Annotated in this window: 15 protein-coding genes; 7 read left to right on the top strand and 8 right to left on the bottom strand. The window is 65.9% G+C overall.

The annotated features are described in order from the left end of the window. Positions 1–24: 24 nt before the first annotated feature. The 4 genes from recO (at position 25) to JQ507_18355 (ending at position 5,155) form a co-directional block, all read left to right on the top strand. Positions 25–774, top strand: a complete 750-nt coding sequence (recO, locus tag JQ507_18370) for a DNA repair protein RecO (GenBank protein QRI66983.1) — start codon at positions 25–27, stop codon at positions 772–774. A gap of 72 nt (positions 775–846) precedes the next feature. Continuing rightward, the gene (parC, locus tag JQ507_18365) at positions 847–3,102 is read left to right on the top strand and encodes a DNA topoisomerase IV subunit A (protein ID QRI66982.1); all 2,256 of its coding nucleotides are present in this window, start codon (positions 847–849) and stop codon (positions 3,100–3,102) included. A gap of 122 nt (positions 3,103–3,224) precedes the next feature. Beyond that, the gene (locus JQ507_18360) at positions 3,225–4,202 is read left to right on the top strand and encodes a cation transporter (GenBank protein QRI66981.1); all 978 of its coding nucleotides are present in this window, start codon (positions 3,225–3,227) and stop codon (positions 4,200–4,202) included. Positions 4,203–4,375: 173 nt separating this feature from the next. Next, a complete protein-coding gene (locus JQ507_18355) occupies positions 4,376–5,155 on the top strand; it encodes an N-acyl homoserine lactonase family protein (protein ID QRI73400.1) in 780 nt (259 codons plus the stop codon). Here JQ507_18355 and JQ507_18350 read toward each other — a convergent pair. After that, a complete protein-coding gene (locus JQ507_18350) occupies positions 5,146–5,955 on the bottom strand; it encodes a helix-turn-helix domain-containing protein (protein ID QRI66980.1) in 810 nt (269 codons plus the stop codon). The two genes, JQ507_18355 and JQ507_18350, sit on opposite strands and share 10 nt — an antisense overlap. Before the next feature lie 78 nt (positions 5,956–6,033). Here JQ507_18350 and JQ507_18345 point away from each other — a divergent pair, with 78 nt between their 5' ends. Further along, positions 6,034–6,912, top strand: a complete 879-nt coding sequence (locus JQ507_18345; GenBank protein ID QRI66979.1) for a DMT family transporter — start codon at positions 6,034–6,036, stop codon at positions 6,910–6,912. Here JQ507_18345 and JQ507_18340 read toward each other — a convergent pair whose 3' ends face one another. Continuing rightward, the gene (locus tag JQ507_18340) at positions 6,913–7,107 is read right to left on the bottom strand and encodes a hypothetical protein (GenBank protein ID QRI66978.1); all 195 of its coding nucleotides are present in this window, start codon (positions 7,105–7,107) and stop codon (positions 6,913–6,915) included. A gap of 173 nt (positions 7,108–7,280) precedes the next feature. Between JQ507_18340 and JQ507_18335 the strand changes: the two genes are divergently transcribed. Next, positions 7,281–8,534, top strand: coding sequence for an adenylate/guanylate cyclase domain-containing protein (locus JQ507_18335; GenBank protein ID QRI66977.1), 1,254 nt, complete (start codon positions 7,281–7,283; stop codon positions 8,532–8,534). On the opposite strand, the gene JQ507_18330 is transcribed toward JQ507_18335, so the two are convergent. From JQ507_18330 to JQ507_18315, 4 genes are all read right to left on the bottom strand, one after another. Further along, positions 8,535–9,776: an MFS transporter gene (locus tag JQ507_18330; protein ID QRI66976.1), complete on the bottom strand. Its 1,242-nt coding sequence runs from the start codon at positions 9,774–9,776 to the stop codon at positions 8,535–8,537. A gap of 349 nt (positions 9,777–10,125) precedes the next feature. Further along, positions 10,126–11,880 carry a flotillin family protein gene (locus JQ507_18325; GenBank protein ID QRI66975.1) on the bottom strand — a complete coding sequence of 585 codons (1,755 nt, stop codon included), beginning with the start codon at positions 11,878–11,880 and terminating at the stop codon, positions 10,126–10,128. A gap of 3 nt (positions 11,881–11,883) precedes the next feature. After that, the gene (locus JQ507_18320) at positions 11,884–12,546 is read right to left on the bottom strand and encodes a DUF1449 family protein (protein ID QRI66974.1); all 663 of its coding nucleotides are present in this window, start codon (positions 12,544–12,546) and stop codon (positions 11,884–11,886) included. Beyond that, positions 12,543–13,673 carry a PspA/IM30 family protein gene (locus JQ507_18315; GenBank protein QRI66973.1) on the bottom strand — a complete coding sequence of 377 codons (1,131 nt, stop codon included), beginning with the start codon at positions 13,671–13,673 and terminating at the stop codon, positions 12,543–12,545. The genes JQ507_18320 and JQ507_18315 overlap by 4 nt, the downstream gene beginning before the upstream one ends. Positions 13,674–13,794: 121 nt before the next feature. Between JQ507_18315 and JQ507_18310 the strand changes: the two genes are divergently transcribed. Then, positions 13,795–15,168 carry an Nramp family divalent metal transporter gene (locus JQ507_18310; GenBank protein QRI66972.1) on the top strand — a complete coding sequence of 458 codons (1,374 nt, stop codon included), beginning with the start codon at positions 13,795–13,797 and terminating at the stop codon, positions 15,166–15,168. Positions 15,169–15,393: 225 nt separating this feature from the next. On the opposite strand, the gene JQ507_18305 is transcribed toward JQ507_18310, so the two are convergent. After that, complete coding sequence (locus JQ507_18305; GenBank protein QRI66971.1) at positions 15,394–16,170, bottom strand: arginyltransferase; 777 nt, start codon at positions 16,168–16,170, stop codon at positions 15,394–15,396. An 86-nt stretch (positions 16,171–16,256) separates the two neighbouring features. Next, complete coding sequence (locus tag JQ507_18300; GenBank protein QRI66970.1) at positions 16,257–16,799, bottom strand: RDD family protein; 543 nt, start codon at positions 16,797–16,799, stop codon at positions 16,257–16,259. Positions 16,800–16,860 lie beyond the last annotated feature (61 nt).

The raw sequence follows: 16,860 nt of genomic DNA, 5'->3' as shown, positions 1-16,860 counted from the left end.
ACCGGTTGGCGGTATAGTTAGCACATGGAATGGACCGACGAAGGCATCGTGCTGGGGGTGCGGCGGCATGGCGAATCCTCCGCCATCGTCGAGCTCCTGACCCGCGAGCACGGCCGCCATCTCGGCCTGGTGCGCGGCGGTGCCGGCTCGCGGATGCGCCCGCTGCTGCAGCCCGGCAACAGCGTCACCGCGGTGTGGCGGGCCCGGCTCGATGAGCATCTCGGGATGTACGCGCTGGAGGGCACAAGGCTGCGGGCGGCGACGCTGCTCGCATCGTCGCACGCCGTCTATGGCGTCACGCATCTGGCGGCGCTGGCCCGGCTGCTGCCGGAGCGCGATCCGCATGAAGACATCTACGAGATGCTGCAAGGGACGCTCGACGATTTCGACGACGCCGGAATTGCCGCCGTGCACCTGATCCGGTTTGAATTGGCGATGCTGACCGAGCTCGGCTTCGGGCTCGATCTGGAGAACTGCGCGGCCACCGGGGAGACCACCGACCTGATCTATGTGTCGCCGAAATCCGGCGGCGCGGTGTCCCGGGCCGCCGGCGAGCCGTGGCGCGACCGGCTGTTGCCGTTGCCGGCATTCCTGCGCGAAGGCGAGGGCGGCGCCAACAGCTGGTCGGAGCAGGACCTGCGCGACGGCTTTACGATCACCGGCCTGTTCCTGCTCCGCCACGTGCTGGAGCCGCGCGGGCAGGGCCATTCCGACGCCCGCGACGGATTCATCAACGCCGTGACCCGGCGGCGGGGCCGGACGGCCATTCCGTAGGGCCGATTCGCAACCTAAATTCGCGGTGATTCGCGGCTTGCCCGATTCACCGCCAGGGTTTAACGCCTCCCCATGGGAAAACGACAGATACCGCCGGAAAAGCCGGCCGAAATTCACGAGGTGCCGCTGCGTGATGCGCTCGAGGAGCGCTATCTCGCCTATGCGCTCTCGACCATCATGCATCGCGCGCTGCCGGATGCCCGCGACGGGTTGAAGCCGGTGCACCGGCGCATCCTCTACGGCATGGACCTGCTCGGGCTCGACCCGCGCGCCGCGTTCAAGAAATCGGCCAAGATCGTCGGCGACGTGATGGGCTCGTTCCATCCGCACGGCGACCAGGCGATCTATGACGCCATGGTGCGTCTGGCGCAGGATTTCTCCTCGCGCTATCCGCTGGTCGACGGCCAGGGCAATTTCGGCAATATCGACGGCGATAATCCGGCCGCCTACCGCTACACCGAAGCGCGCATGACCGAAGTCGCGCGGCTATTGCTCGACGGCATCGACGAGGACGGTGTCGAGTTCCGCCTCAATTACGACGGCCAGTCGAAAGAGCCGGTGGTGCTGCCGGGCGGCTTCCCGAACCTGCTCGCCAACGGCGCGCAGGGCATCGCGGTCGGCATGGCGACCTCGATCCCGCCGCACAACGCCGCCGAACTGTGCGACGCCGCGCTGCACCTGATCGAGAAGCCCGACGCCAAGTCGAAGGCGCTGCTGAAATGGGTCAAGGGCCCGGACTTCCCGACCGGCGGCATCGTCGTCGATTCCAAGGAAGCGATCGTCGAGGCCTACACCACCGGGCGCGGCTCGTTCCGCACCCGCTCGCGCTGGACCCAGGAGGAGGGCGCGCGCGGCACCTGGGTGGTGGTCGTCACCGAGATCCCGTGGCTGGTGCAGAAGTCGCGGATCGTCGAGAAGATCGCCGAGCTGATCAACGAGAAGAAGCTGCCGCTGGTCGCCGACGTGCGCGACGAATCGGCCGAGGACGTTCGGCTCGTGATCGAGCCGAAGTCGCGCACCGTCGATCCGGCGCTGATGATGGAGTCGCTGTTCCGGCTGACCGAGCTGGAAAGCAAGATCTCGCTGAACCTCAACGTGCTGATCAAGGGCCGCATCCCGAAGGTGGTCGGCCTTGCCGAGTGCCTGCGCGAATGGCTCGACCATCTGCGCGACGTGCTGATCCGCCGCTCCAACTTTCGCAAGACGCAGATCGAGCACCGGCTGGAAGTGCTGGGCGGCCACCTCGTCGCCTATCTGAACCTCGACAAGGTGATCAAGATCATCCGTACCGAGGACGAGCCGAAGCCGGTCCTGATCAAGACCTTCAAGCTCACCGAAATCCAGGCCGACGCCATCCTCAACATGCGGCTGCGCAATTTGCGCCGCCTGGAAGAGATGGAGATCCGCACCGAGGACAAGGATCTGCGCAAGGAGCTGAAGGGCGTCGAGGGGCTACTCGCCTCCGAGACCGAGCAGTGGGCCAAGGTCGGCGATCAGGTCCGCAAGGTCCGCGACATCTTCGGGCCGAAGACGCCGCTCGGCAAGCGCCGCACCACCTTCGACGATGCGCCCGAGCACGATCTCGCCGCGATCGAGGAAGCGCTGGTCGAGCGCGAGCCGTGCACCGTCGTGATCTCCGAGAAGGGCTGGGTGCGGACGCTGAAGGGGCATGTCGAGGATCTCTCGGGGCTTGCCTTCAAGACCGACGACAAGCTCGAGCACTCGTTCTTTGCCGAGACCACCTCGAAGCTGCTGCTGTTCGCCACCAACGGCAAGTTCTACTCGCTCGACGTCGCAAAACTGCCGGGCGGCCGCGGTCATGGCGAGCCGATCCGCATGTTCATCGACCTCGAGCAGGACGCCGCGATCATCTCGCTGTTCGTCAACAAGGGCGAGCGCAAGTTCCTGATCGCGAGCAGCGAGGGCCAGGGCTTCGTCGTCAAGGAAGAGGACTGCGTCGGCAACACCCGCAAGGGCAAGCAGGTGCTCAATGTCGAGATGCCGAACGAGGCCCGCGCGATCACGACCGTGCTCGGCGATACCGTCGCCGTGATCGGCACCAACCACAAGATGGTGCTGTTCGGTCTCGACCAGGTGCCGGAGATGGCGCGCGGCCGCGGCGTGCGGCTGCAGAAATATACCAGCTCGGAGCTGTCCGACGTTGCGGTGTTCGACGCCAAGACCGGCCTGACCTGGAAGGACTCCGCCGGCCGCGAGCACAGCATGAGCATGAAGGAACTGGCCGACTGGCGCGGCAACCGCGCCGACGCCGGCCGGCTCGCCCACGGCCTGCCCAAGTCGAACAAGTTCAACCGCGGTGTGGAGTAGTGGAATTGTAGCCCGGATGGCGCGCAGCGAAATCCGGGCTACGCTTACGACCAGCGCGGTGTGATAGTATCCACATTTCGCCGCGCTATAACCGTCGCCAACGATCACGGGCGACGGTTGCCATGGCGCATCATCACGACCACGACCATGACCACAGCGGTCATTCTCACAACCAGTCCCATGCTGGCCACTCCCACGCGGGACATTCCCATGCCGGGCACAGCCATGCGCCCGCCAGTTTCGGCACGGCCTTTGCGATCGGCGCCTCGCTCAACACCGCCTTCGTCGTTGCCGAGCTGATCTTCGGCTATTCCGCCAACTCGCTGGCGCTGGTCTCCGACGCGGTTCACAATCTCTCCGACGTCATCGCGCTGCTGTTGGCCTGGGGCGGGGCGTGGCTCGCCGGCCGGCGCCCGACCGATACCCACACCTATGGCTATCGCCGCGCCTCGATCCTGGCGGCGCTGTTCAATGCCGGGCTGCTGCTGATCGCGGTCGGCGGCATCGCGGTCGAGGCAATCAACCGCTTCCGCGAGCCGGCGGAGGTCGCGAGCTGGACCGTGGTCTGGGTCGCGGCGCTCGGCATCCTGATCAATGGCGGCACTGCGCTCATGTTCATGCGCGGCCGCGACAGCGACCTCAACGTCCGCGGCGCCTATCTGCACATGGCGGCCGATGCCGGCGTTTCGTTCGGCGTCGTGATCGCCGCGCTCCTGATCATGGCGACCGGCTGGCAATGGCTCGATCCGGCGATCAGCCTCGCCATCGCGGTGGTCGTGCTGCTGAGCGGCTGGGAGCTTGCCCGCGACAGCGTCAACCTCGCGCTCGACGCGGTGCCGAAGGGGATCGACCTCAAGCGGGTGAGGGACTATCTCGCCGCGCTCGAGGGCGTCACCGAGGTGCACGACCTGCACATCTGGGCGATGAGCACCAGCGAGACCGCGTTGACCGCGCATCTGGTGCGGCCCGGAGGACACGACGATGTCTTCCTGCATCGCGTCTGCGCCGAGCTTTCGCAGCGGTTCAGCATCCACCACGCAACGCTGCAGGTCGAGATCAGCAGCGAGACCTGCCGGCTGGCGCCCGCGGAAATGGTCTAGGCGGCGGCGCGCGCTCGCATTCAATTGATCGATTGCCTCATGCCGACCTCTTCCGCGGTTGCGGACGAGACGGCACATTGCGGCTGCGCGCGCTTAAGTAACCGGCTCGATCAACGGAGGCCAACGTGAAGAAGGCAATCGGTCTTGCATTTTCGCTGTGGGTCGCGGGCGCGATGCCGTATGCGGACGCCCAGCCGGCGAAATCAGGCGTCGAACGGCTCTACATCCTCAACTGCGGCGAGGGCGTTGCCGGCGACATTTCACGCTGGTCGCCCGGCGTCAATGAAGGCAAGTCGATGGACTTCGTCGACAATTGCTATCTGATCAAGCACGCGCAGGGCTGGTTCCTGTGGGACACCGGCATTCCCGACGCGGTAGCCGCGATGCCGAACGGCCTTGCACCGGCCGATCCCAAAGCCGTCGCGTGGCACCGGCCGAAGACGCTCGCCGCGCAGCTCGACCAGCTCGGCGTGAAGCCGTCGGACATCAAGGCGATCGCCGTCTCGCATACCCATCCCGATCACATCGGCAATGTCGAGCTGTTCCCGGCCGCGATGCTGTACGTGCAGAAGGCGGAGTATGACTGGCCGGGCGTCAACGACGCGCCGCGCTTCAAGCCCGAGCATCCGGTCACCAAGCTCGAGGGTGATCGCGACGTGTTCGGCGACGGCAGCGTCACCATTTTGGCGACGCCGGGCCACACGCCCGGCCACCAGTCGCTGCTGGTGAAGCTGCCGAAAAGCGGCGCGGTCGTGCTGACCGGCGACGCCGTCCACTTCAAGGACAATTGGGACAACCGGCGCGTGCCGAGCCTGAACGCCAGCAAGGAGCAGACGCTGGCCTCGATGCAGAAGATCGCCGACACGCTGACCAAGGAGAAGGCGCAGCTCTGGATCAACCACGACAAGGCGCAGCGCGACGGGCTGAAGCTGTCGCCGGAGTTCTACGACTGAGCTGCTTTGGCGGCACTCGACCAGTCTCGAAAAATCTGCGCGGTCGCTTCGTCCATCGGAAAGAAGCTCTCGATCCGCAGTTCCTGCAACGTGACGTCCTGCGGCGTCCCCAGCGTTGCGATTGTCGTGAACAGCTGCAGGCGCGCGTCGCCCTTGCGGAACAACATCGGCAGCACCGGCCCGGATGTTGGCGGCGGCGCGGTCAACGCGGCCTCGACGCCGTCATAGGCCAGCAGGCGCTTCAGCAGGTCCGCCGTCGCTGACGTGCCGTCGGCGGCCGCATCGGCCTCGACGCTGCGGACGAAGTAGCCGGCGACCTCGGTCCAGTTGGTGAGCCAGGGCCGCAGCACGCCGGGAGCGATCAGCGCGTCGGCGAGGTTGACCGGTGTGCCTGATACCAGCGGCCCGACCAGGAATTCCACCAGCCGTACCGCGCCGGCGTTGGCAAGCAGCAGATTCCAGTGCCGGTCGACCACGACCGCAGGGAATGGCTCCTGCTGTGCCAGAATGAAATCCAGCGCGTGGCGGATCTGGGCGAGCTCGGGCGCGGCAAGGTCGGTTTGCCGCCAGACCGGCGCGAAGCCGGCCGCGACCAACAGCGCATTCTGCTGGCGCAGCGGCACGTCGAGCGCCGCGGCAAGCCGGATCACCATGTCGCGGCTCGGCGCGGCCCGGCCGAGCTCCAGGAAGCTCAGATGGCGCTGCGAAATGTCCGCGCGACCGGCGAGCTCGAGCTGGGAGTGGCCCTTGCGCTGCCGCCACCAGCGCAGGCTGGCTGCAAAATCGCGCTGCTGCGACATGAGTACCTGTGAAGTAGTTGCCGGAACGATTTCGCTTTGCAAGATGCCACAAGCGAGTGCGAAACGCATGAGGGCGGAATGGGGGAGTGGATCGGCGTAGCGATGGCTCTGGTCTCGAGCTGCCTCGGCGGCACGGCAGCGGCGATCACGCGGTATCTGGCCGGTAACGCCGACCCGATCACGCTTGCGATCCTACGCTGGGCAATCGGCTTCCTCTGCGTGCTTCCCGCTGCGGTGTTGCTCGGGGCGAAATGGCCGCGGCGCGGGGATTGGCCGGCGGTCGCGGCGCTCGGCATCGCCTTCTTCGGCGTGTTCTTCGTGCTCTACAACATCGCGATGTCCTACACGACGGCGGCACGTGCCAGCCTGGCGCTGGCGACGTTGCCGCTCTCCACCATGGTGGTCGGCGCCGTGCTCGGCATCGAGCCGCTGACGATGCGCAAATCGGCCGGGGTCTCGATTGCGGTGCTCGGCGTCGCCGCGGCGCTCGCATCCGGGCTGTCGGCGGCGCCACCGGGCGCATGGCGCGGCGAGCTGATCATGGCCGCCGCCGTGCTCTGCATGGCGTTTTACAACGTGCTGTCGCGACCGTTGATCCGCCGCTCCAGCGCGCTCGGCTTCCTTGCCGTCGGCATGGGCGCGGGTGCGGCTGCGCTGGTGGCGGTTGGGGCGTTCAGCGGCAGCCTGGCGACGCTCCGCGCGTTCGGCGCATCGCAATGGATCGCCGGGCTCTATCTTGGAATTGCCGGTGGTGCGCTGGCCTTCATCCTGTGGGTGCTGGCGCTCGAGCGGGCCTCACCGACCCGCGTCGCCAACACCATGACGGTCAACCCGATCGCGGCCGGGCTTTTGGCCAAGCAACTGGTCGGCGAGCCGATCACGGTCAGTCTGGTCGCCGGCCTGATCGCGGTCTGCGCCGGAATCTGGATCGCGACGTCGGAGGCCAAGCCGGCCTGATCAGCTGTGCGGGGCGGACGGCGTGGTCACCGGCGGAGCGGGGGGAACGTGTTTCGGTTTCAGCGTGCCGGCATAGAACGACAGGGCGTAGACCAGGATGATGCCGCCGAGATAGACCCCATAGGATTGCGGCGGGGTGATCGCCCATAGCAGGAGGCGTCGGATCGGATTTTGCGGGCCGGCATCGTTGTCCATGCGCTCCTTGTGCGCGAAGGCCAAGGCAAAGTGAAGCGGAATCGCCGACTCGGGCTGCGCTGTTCCCTGCGAAATGGTGAGGCGGGCTGCCTTGCAATGCCGCGTTGGCATCCGCATCTGTCGCGCGACGACCAGCCCTTCCTCCCGCACCAATTGCCCGGCATAATCCATTGATGGAACTGACGCCCCGTTTGCGCCTCATGAATTGGCTGGTCCGCCAGGGTCTGACGGGCTTGCCGGAGAACGACCTGCTGCGCGGCTTCTGCGAGCGCTGTCGGGCCGCCGGCATGCCGCTGTCGCGGGCCATCGTCTTCATCGACACCCTGCATCCGATCTTCGAGGGGCGCGGCTTCCGCTGGAACGACGGCGAGAGCAACGAGGCCGACATCTTCGAATATGGCTCGACCAGTACCGGCGAAGCCGGCCAGAAGTGGCGGCAGTCGGCGTTCCACCACATGCTCGAAAACGGCCATGACGAGATGGTGATCGACCTCGCCGCGCCACACGATTTCTCGATGATCGGCGACCTCGCCGAGAAGGGCCACAAGCATTTCGCGGCGTTCGTGCACCGCTTCGGCGAGGCCGGCACGATCGGCGAGATGGACTGCTTCTATTCCTACTACACGACCCGGCATTCGGACGGTTTCGGTGAGAACCACATGGCCGCGCTGCGCGACCTGGTGCCGGTGCTCGGGCTCGCGATCAAATCGGCGGCGCAGGTCGAGATCGCCCGCACGCTCGGTCGGGTCTATCTCGGCCGCGAGACGGCGGAGCAGGTGCTGCGCGGACGCATGCAGCGCGGCATCACCGAGAAGATCAAGGCCGTGCTGTGGTACTCCGACGTGCGCGGCTCGACCGCGATCAGCGAGCGCATCGGCCCTGACGAGATCATTCCGTTCCTCAACGATTACGCGCAGGCCTCGATCGACGCGGTCCACGACGCGGGTGGCGAGGTGCTGAAGCTGATCGGCGACGGCGTCTTGGCGATGTTCACCAGCGAGAACATGGCAAGCGCCAGGCGCGCGGCACTGCGTGCCGAGCACAGATTCCGCCATAACATCCGCGTGCTGAACGATCGCCGCGAAAACGAGAACCGGCCGACCACCACGGCCTATGTCGGCCTCCATGTCGGCGAAGTCTTCTACGGCAACATCGGCAGCGAGGACCGGCTCGACTTCACCGTGGTCGGGCCCGCCGTCAACGAGGTCAGCCGGATCGCCTCGATGTGTGCCTCGGTTGACCGCGAATTGCTGACCTCGACCGATTTCCGCACCGGGCTGGATGCCGCCGGCCGCAACTACCTGGTTTCCACCGGCCGCTTCGTGTTGCGCGGCATCAGCCACGCGCAGGATCTCTATACGCTGGATCCGGCGGTTGCCGCCGACGAGGTCGTCGGCGGCAAGTATGAGCGGTATCTGGCGAGCTGATCAGCAGCGCGCAGGCTCGCCGACCATGTCCGGCTGCCGCGTCAGCGACACCGCGGGCGACAGCAGGATCACCAGCGCCTGGGCGGCGAAGATCGCGGCTGCGAGGTAGAGGCAGGCTTCGGCACCGTACAGGCCGCCGACGATGGCGCCCAGCGCGGAGCCGAGCGGGCGGGCGCCGTAGCTCATGATGTTGATCGCCGAGACGCGGCCGAGCAGCGAGGGCGGCGTTACCGACTGCCGCAGCGTGGTGGTCGAGATCACCCACAGGATCGGGCCGACGCCGAGCAGGAAAAAGCCGAGGCCGGCGAGCAGCGGCGTGGCAATCCAGGTCGTCAACGCCATCACGAGCGAGGCGACCAGGCCGGTGACGGGGCCGAGCCCGATCACGGTGCCGAACGCCAGCCGCTTCATCACACGGGTGGCGAACAGCGCGCCGACCACCATGCCGACCCCATACATCGCAAGTGTCGTGCCGACGCCGGTGGCGCTGAGCCCGAGGTGGCGCACCGCATAGGGCACGAACACGGCGAGCAGCAGGAACGAGGCGGTGTTGAAGATGAACTGGGTGATGAAGACGGGCCGCAGCAAGGCATGGTGCATCACGAAAATAGCGCCTTCCTTGATGTCCTGCAACGGGTGGCGCCGCGGTGCGGGCGCACGCGCCGGCTCGTAGAGGCCGGCCAGCAGCACGACCGCGATCGCCGACAGCGCCGCGGCGAAGCCGAATGCGGGCGCGGCGCCGACCCAGCCGACCAGCACGCCGCCGAGTGCTGGACCGCTGGCGAACGCGACGGTGCGCGCCAGCTCGATGCGAGCGTTGGCGGCTGGGAGTTGCTGCGATGTCACCAGTGACGGGACCAGCGCAGGAGCAGCGACACTGTAGGCAACCGTGCCGCAGACCGCGATGAAGCCGAGCAAAGCGAGCAACGGCAAGGTCATCGCGCCGAGCCAGAGCAACAGCAGGATCGCGGCAAGGGCCACTGCGCGCAGCGCCTCGGAGCCCGCCATGACCCAGCGCCGCGACACGCGATCGGCGAGTAGGCCGGCGGGAATTGCAAACAGGATGAAGGGCAGCGTAAGCGCGGTCTGCAGCAGGCCGGTCTGGCCTTCGCCGACGCCGAGCACCAGCACGGCGACGATGGGCGCAGCTGCAAGCGCGATCTGCTCGGCCGATTGCGCGGCAAGGTTGGACCAGGCGAGGCGATTGAAGGTGGCCGGCAGGCGAGGCGTATCGGCGGACATGGCAGAATCCTTGGCAAAATTCGATCTGGCCATAGTGTGTGGTTGGAAGACGTCCGATCCCACCCGTTTCCCGATAACGCAAAAACAAAGGCCCGCCGAGGATTCGGTGAGCCTTTCCAGAGGAAGTCAGGTTGGGTTCAGTCGCCGCATCGAAGCTGCATTCCCTCTCCCGCTTGCGGGGGAGGGTCAGGGTGGGGCTCTCACAGCGAGTCGTGTCGTGGAGGGAGCCCCCACCCGGATCGCATCTAGCGATGCGATCCGACCTCCCCCGCAAGCGGGAGAGGTCGAGCGTGTCTGCCGTCAGATCGGCTCAGTCTGAACCGCATCGATTTCATGCGCCTAAAGCCCGTTACTGCGGCGTGGGTCCCGGTGCGAGCTGGCCGGTGATGGTGCCGACCAGCGTGGCCGGCCGGGCATCGTCACTGACCGCGGGAGCCGCGGCGGCCTCGGCCTTGCGCTGCGCCAGCGCGCTGGTCAGGCTGGTCAGCGCATCGGACCCTGCCGGGAAGCCGGCCTCCGAAAGGATCTTGTCGATCATCGGCTTGAATGCCGAGACCGACAGCAATTGCGCGGCGAGCCCGTCGCCGAGCCCGAGACCGCCATTGCCGTTGCCATGGCCGTTGGCACCGCCGCGGCCGAGCATGCTGCCGGTGTCGAAGATCCGGATGTCGGAGATCTTCTCGATCGGCTTCACCGCCTCGGCGAGCGCGCTCGGGATCACGTTGATGCGGGCGAGGTTGAGGTCGTAGTCGATCATCTCGGCGCTCAGCTTGTTGCGCGCCTCCGCCTTCAATGTCGCAACTTCTGCCTCGGCCTGACCGAGTGCCTTGACGCCAGCGGCGCGGGTGGTGGCTGCGTTGGCGTCGGCTTTCGCCAGCACGTTGGTGGCCTCGGCCTTGTTGGCCGCAGCCTGCTTCTCGGCTTCCGCCATCACCGTGATCGGCATTGCATTGGTCTCGGCAACCTTGCGCGCGGCGATCACGTTGATGATCTTGTCGCGTTCGGCGACCTCGGTGGCGCGGGCGGTGGTCACCTTTTCTTCGGCCGCGATCGCGAGTGCGCGCGCTGTCTCCGCGATGGTCTGGGCTTCCGACTGCTCCTTGCTCTTGGTCGCAACCGCGATTGCGGCTTCCTGCGCCACGATCTGCAGCTCGCGGTCGGTCTCAGTGGTGCGGCGCTTGACCGCGAGATCGGCCTCGATCTTGCGGGTGTCGCGGGCCTGGTTGGCCTCGGTCTGCTTGTTGGCGACCGCGAGCTCCTGCTGGATGCGGTATTCGGCCTCGTTCTGCAACGCGGTCTGCTCGACCTGCGCGGTCTGCGCGCGCATCGCCGCGGTCTTGTTGGCGATGTCGCGCTGCTGGGCGAGCTCGGCCTCGCGCTTGGTGCTTTCGATCGTCAGCGTGGTCTGCCGCGCCACCAGGTCCTGCTGGGCGATATTGACCTCGGTGGTGCGGACGATCTGGTTGCGCTCCTGTTCACGCTCCTTGGTGATCTTGGTCAGCGTGGTCAGACCGTGAGCGTCGAAGAAATTGCTCGGGTTGAAGTGCTTGATGTCGCTCTGGTCGAGCCGGGTCAGCGACACCGATTCAAGCTCGAGGCCGTTGTTCTGGATGTCGGCGCCGACCGCGTCCTGCACCGCCTTGACGAAGGTCGCGCGCTGCTCCTGCAACTCTTCCAGGTTCATGGTCGCGGCGACCGAGCGCAGGCCGTCGACGAACTTGGCCTCGACCAGCTCGCGCAGCTCGGCAGCGTCGTTGGTGCGGTTGCCGAGCGTCTGCGCAGCGAGGGCGATCGAGGAGCTATCGGGCTTGACGCGCAGGTAGAACTCGGCGCCGATGTCGACGCGCATGCGGTCCTTGGTGATCAGCGAGTCCGGGCCGCCGCGCGCGACCTCGAGCCGCAAGGTCTTCAGGTTTACCGCAGCGGTGGAGTGGAAGATCGGCAGCACCAGCGAGCCGCCGTCGAGCACCACCTTCTGGCCGCCGAGGCCGGTGCGGACATAGGCCTCGTCGCGCGTCGAGCGCTTGTAAAGCTTTGCGAACAGCAGACCGATAACGAGAATGGCAAGGACGCCAATAGCGACGGGTATAGCAAGTTCCCACATGTGTTATGCCCTGTTGGAAGAGTGTTGTTGTTCGACCAGGTCGGCTGGAGCTGATATCGCGATGAAGCTTTTGGCGTCGCGGTCGACCAGCAGCACGCTGGCGCCGACCGGCAATGCCTCGGACTCGGCGCTGGCACGCGCCGACACGGTGTGCCAGTTGCCGAAGACATCCTTGAGACGAACCCGGCCCGGCAGGCCCTGATCGAGCGGGCCGACCGACACGGTGGCGACCTTGCCGACAAAGTCGCTGTCGCTGACCGCATAGCTCTCGTCGCGCGGAATGATGCGGGCGAGGCCGCGGCTGGTGTTTCTGATCACGGGAATGCTGCCTGCGGCGGCAACCACGGCGGCAATGGAAACCGGGATGGCGGTGCCTGCGGCATGCGCCAGTCCCTGGAGCAGAAAGCCTCCGATCGAGAATATGCCAAGTACCAGGATGATCAGGATCAGGAGGGGAAGCCGCCCGGCGTTGATCCAGAGAAACAGGCCACTGAGAGCATTGTGGCTCTCGGCCTCGACCGCGAACTCCTTGCCGATGAGTTCGCTGATCGAAAGTCCGACCATGGTGGTGAGCAACTCGATACCGCCAAGTGCCACCATGATCGCAGCCGCGACCGCGAAGGGCCGTACGTCGGGGGCGAGCAGGATGTCGCCAACTGCACTCATTTTTCTGACTTGATCCTTTCAAGCCGCGCCGCGATTTCCTTTTCGCGGTGCAGGCGATCGAGTTCGTCAAGCTCCTTGTCGCCGAGCACGCTGGAAGCGGGAACACCGGTCACCCGGGCGATCGCCGCCATGGCGCGTTCAGCACTCAATGTATTGGTCGTCGATGGGCCCCGGCTGGTTTCGTCCCTGGCCTCGCGGACCAGACTTTGTTCGAGATCGGTTAATCGCGCCTCCGCCTCGCGGCGCGCGCCGAGCATGGCCTGCAGTGCCTTGGTCTGCTCATCGATTTCGAGCTCGATGAAATCCATCGCGCGTTCCAGCGCGATCACCTGCGACTCCAGATCAATTTGCCGTGCGACGCCGGCGCGCGCGAGGTCCTCGCGATTTTCCGCAAGTGCGAGACGGATCTTCTCCTTCAGACCAGCGGTTTCGGTATCCAGTTCCTCGCGACGCCTCTTCAGGCGGAATTCTTCGGCACGCGACTTGCCGAGCGCATAGCGCGCTTCGTCGGCGCCGGCGTCGATCTCGCGGATCGCCTGCTTGACCAGCGCGACCTTGTTGTTGTTCTCGACATTGTCGATGGTCTGGCTCGCGATGGCGGCAAGAAGCCGGCCCATACGTGCAAGGATGCCTTCGTGAAGCATGGTCTTCTCCTCCGGTTGTGCTGATTTCGATTTGACGGCGATGTGGATTTCGTAGCCGCGACCATCCGAGATCAAATGCGCCGGGAAGGGGCTTTCCCAGCCAGAGACATATCCCGGCACGTCGAACGGCACCAACACGCGTCCGCTGACAGTGCTAATGGTCAGTGAAGTTGGACCCTTGATCGCAAACAACTTGTCGTCGAGCGGTATCCGGCGGACGGCGGCGCCCGCGATGTAGTTGGCGCGGTCGCGCAGGCCGAGCGTGACGAGGCGCGCGGGCAGGCCCGTTTCCTTGCGGATCCGCTCATAGGCCTGGGCGTGCAGCGAGACGAGGTTGGCGCCGACGGGCGCGACCTCGGCGAGAACAGCCATCATCCGGTCATAGGCCGCAAAGGTCGCTTCGATCGCTTCGATGCCCGACGGGTCGGGTGCGAGGGCGTAGCGCAGCGTTGCGGTTGGCGTCTCGACGGGAAGTTTGATCATGCGTCCAACGTAAAGCACTTCCTCAGTGCTTTACAAGGTTGGCGGCCGGTATCATTTCCGTGAGCCCAGATGCAGTTGCAAATGAGTTGCAATAACGGGAGAGATCGGCCATCCTTGAGCGATGGACGCTCGGACTCCTGATATGTCTCCCGTTTCTGTTTCCAACGCCGCGCCCGGCGGTTGGCGCGATGATGCCGGCCATGCGCGCAGCCTGCCTGAGGTGAACGCGACCGTTCAGGTGCCGAGTGCAGGCGTCTGGTGGCGCCGGCTGCTCGCCTTCGCCGGCCCGGGCTATCTGGTCTCGGTCGGCTACATGGATCCCGGCAACTGGGCCACCGATCTCGCGGGCGGCTCGAAGTTCGGCTACACGCTGCTGTCGGTCATCCTGCTCTCCAACCTGATGGCGATCCTGCTGCAGGCGCTTGCCGCGCGGCTCGGCATCGCGACCGATCGCGATCTGGCGCAGGCCTGCCGTGCGACCTATTCGCGGCCGGTGAATTTGCTGCTGTGGCTCGCCTGCGAGGCCGCGATCATTGCCTGCGACCTTGCCGAGGTGATCGGCACCGCGATCGCGCTCAAGCTCTTGTTCGGCATTCCCCTGATCGGCGGCGCACTGCTGGCGGCGCTCGACGCGTTCCTTTTGCTGCTGCTGATGAACCGCGGCTTCCGCTTCCTCGAAGCCTTCGTGATCGCGCTGTTGATCGTGATCGCGGTCTGCTTCGCGGTGCAGATCGCCGCCGCCGCGCCGCCGATCGCCGGCGTGCTCGGCGGCTTCATGCCGTCGCGCGAGATCGTCACCAATCCGGAGATGCTCTACATCGCGATCGGCATCATCGGCGCCACCGTGATGCCGCATAACCTCTATCTGCACTCATCGATCGTGCAGACCCGCGCCTATCCGCGCACCGAGGAGGGGCGGCGCGACGCGATCAAATGGGCGACCACGGATTCCACCATCGCGCTGATGCTGGCGCTGTTCGTCAACGCCGCGATCCTGGTGCTGGCGGCCGCGACCTTCCACAAGAGCGGCCATTCCGACGTCGCCGAGATCGACCAGGCGTTCGAACTGCTGTCGCCGCTGCTCGGGCTCGGCATCGCCTCGACGCTGTTTGCCGTGGCGCTGCTCGCCTCCGGCCTCAACTCGACGGTGACGGCAACGCTGGCCGGCCAGATCGTGATGCAGGGCTTTCTCGACCTCAAGCTGCCCGACTGGCTGCAGCGGCTGGTGACCCGCGGCATCGCGATCATCCCGGTGATCGTGGTCGCCGCGCTCTATGGCGAGAGCGGCACCGCGCAGCTCCTGGTGTTCAGCCAGGTGGTGCTGTCGATGCAGCTGCCCTTCGCGGTGATCCCGCTGGTGCGCTTCGTGTCCGACAAGCGCAAGATGGGCGCGCTCGCGATCTCGATGCCGGTCGCGGTGGCGGCGTGGATCGTCGCCGGCCTGATCGTGATCCTGAACCTGAAGCTGTTGTTCGATACGATCTTCGGTACCTAGCGCGAGCGCTCTATAGCGGAATGAGCTTTAGTTGAATCGACTTGGCGCGGTCTTGTTTCACCTCTCCCCGCCGGGGAGAGGTCGGATTGCGCAGCAATCCGGGTGAGGGCCCTTGCTCCCTCGGTAGACCTTAACCCCTCACTCGATTTGCTGCGCAAATCGACCTCTCCCAAGGGAGAGGTGAAGTTTCGACGCCGTAGCAGCTTAGCCCAATCTCACCAGGCGCTAGTCCTGCGGCTCAGCCAGCCCTTCGCCTGACGCGTCGACGCGCAGCCAGCCTGACGGGGCGAGCCGCTGCTGCGGCAGGAAGCGACCCTTGTAGTCCATCTTCTTGGAGCCTTCGATCCAGTAGCCGAGATAGACGTAAGGCAGACCCTGCCGGCGGGCGCGGGCGATGTGATCGAGGATCATGAAGGTGCCCAGCGAGCGGGCCTCGAGCCCCGGCTCGAAGAAGGAATAGACCATCGACAGCCCGTCGCTGAGCACGTCGGTCAGCGCCACCGCCATCAGCTCGTCGCCGCGGCCGGTGATCGCGCTGTCGGCATTGCGCTTGCGGTACTCGATGATCCGGGTCTCGACATGGCTGTCCTCGACCATCATCGCGTAGTCCAGCACGGTCATGTCGGCCATGCCGCCGTTACGGTGGCGGCGGTCGAGATAGGCGCGGAAGACCGAATATTGCTCCGAGGTCGGCACCGCCGTGCGCTGCTCGCCGATGATGTCGGCGTTGCGGGCGAGAACCTTGCGGAAATTGCGGGAGGGGCGGAATTCGTTGGCGACCACCCGGACCGAGACGCAGGCCCGGCATTGGTCGCACGCCGGACGGTAGGCGATCGACTGGCTGCGCCGGAAGCCGCCATGGGTCAGCAAGTCGTTGAGATCGCCCGCTTTGTCGCCGACCAGGTGCGTGAAAACCTTCCGCTCGTGCCGGCCCGGTAGATAGGGGCAGGGTGAGGGCGCCGTCAGATAGAACTGCGGGGTATCACGCGAGTGCTGGGTCACGTCTGATCGTCGGGCTCCACAAACAATACAGGCAGCCGAGTTAGCATCGCCCCCCGGAGGCTAACGGTCAATTGGTTTAGGCGGGCCTAATAGGAGGCCCGCGCGGCCGGAGAGACCTGGGTCCGGACCGAGCTGTTGATAATGACGGTTCCGAGGATGATGTCGTGCAGCAGCCGGCGGCGGCCGTTCAGGAGCCCGACCAGCAGCACCAGAGGCGACAGGAACGAGATCGTCACCCAGAACAGCACCGCGTGGGTGGCGCCGAGCACGAAATAGCCGCGGGCGCCGTACCAGGTGCGCAGTTCCAGATCCATCATGCGCATGCCGATGGTGGCCGAATGCTGGCCGCCGATCGAGGCGCCGTAATAGACGATGGCCCAGACGATCGAAGCCGGCGATACCAGCCAGAACAGCGCCCAGCCGAGGCCGAGCGTGACCAGGCCGAACACCGCAATGAAGATCACGGCGAGGATCACCGGCACCGACAGCACGAAGAGGTCGATCAGGAACGCGAAGACGCGGCGCGTCAGCACGCCGCGGAACAGTTCCGGCTCTATCGATGGATCGAACGCATGCGGGGGAACGCCGCCGTCGTTGCGCCACGCACCACCGTCACTGCCGTAAGACATGACCAACCTCCGATGAAACACCCGCGCAGGACATGGGAACAGGACGGGCGCCTGCCAAGTC

Source organism: Bradyrhizobium sp. PSBB068 (assembly GCA_016839165.1).
Lineage (GTDB): Bacteria > Pseudomonadota > Alphaproteobacteria > Rhizobiales > Xanthobacteraceae > Bradyrhizobium.
The sequence above is the reverse complement of the archived record's forward strand: the minus strand, read 5'-3'. Positions and strand labels throughout refer to the sequence as shown.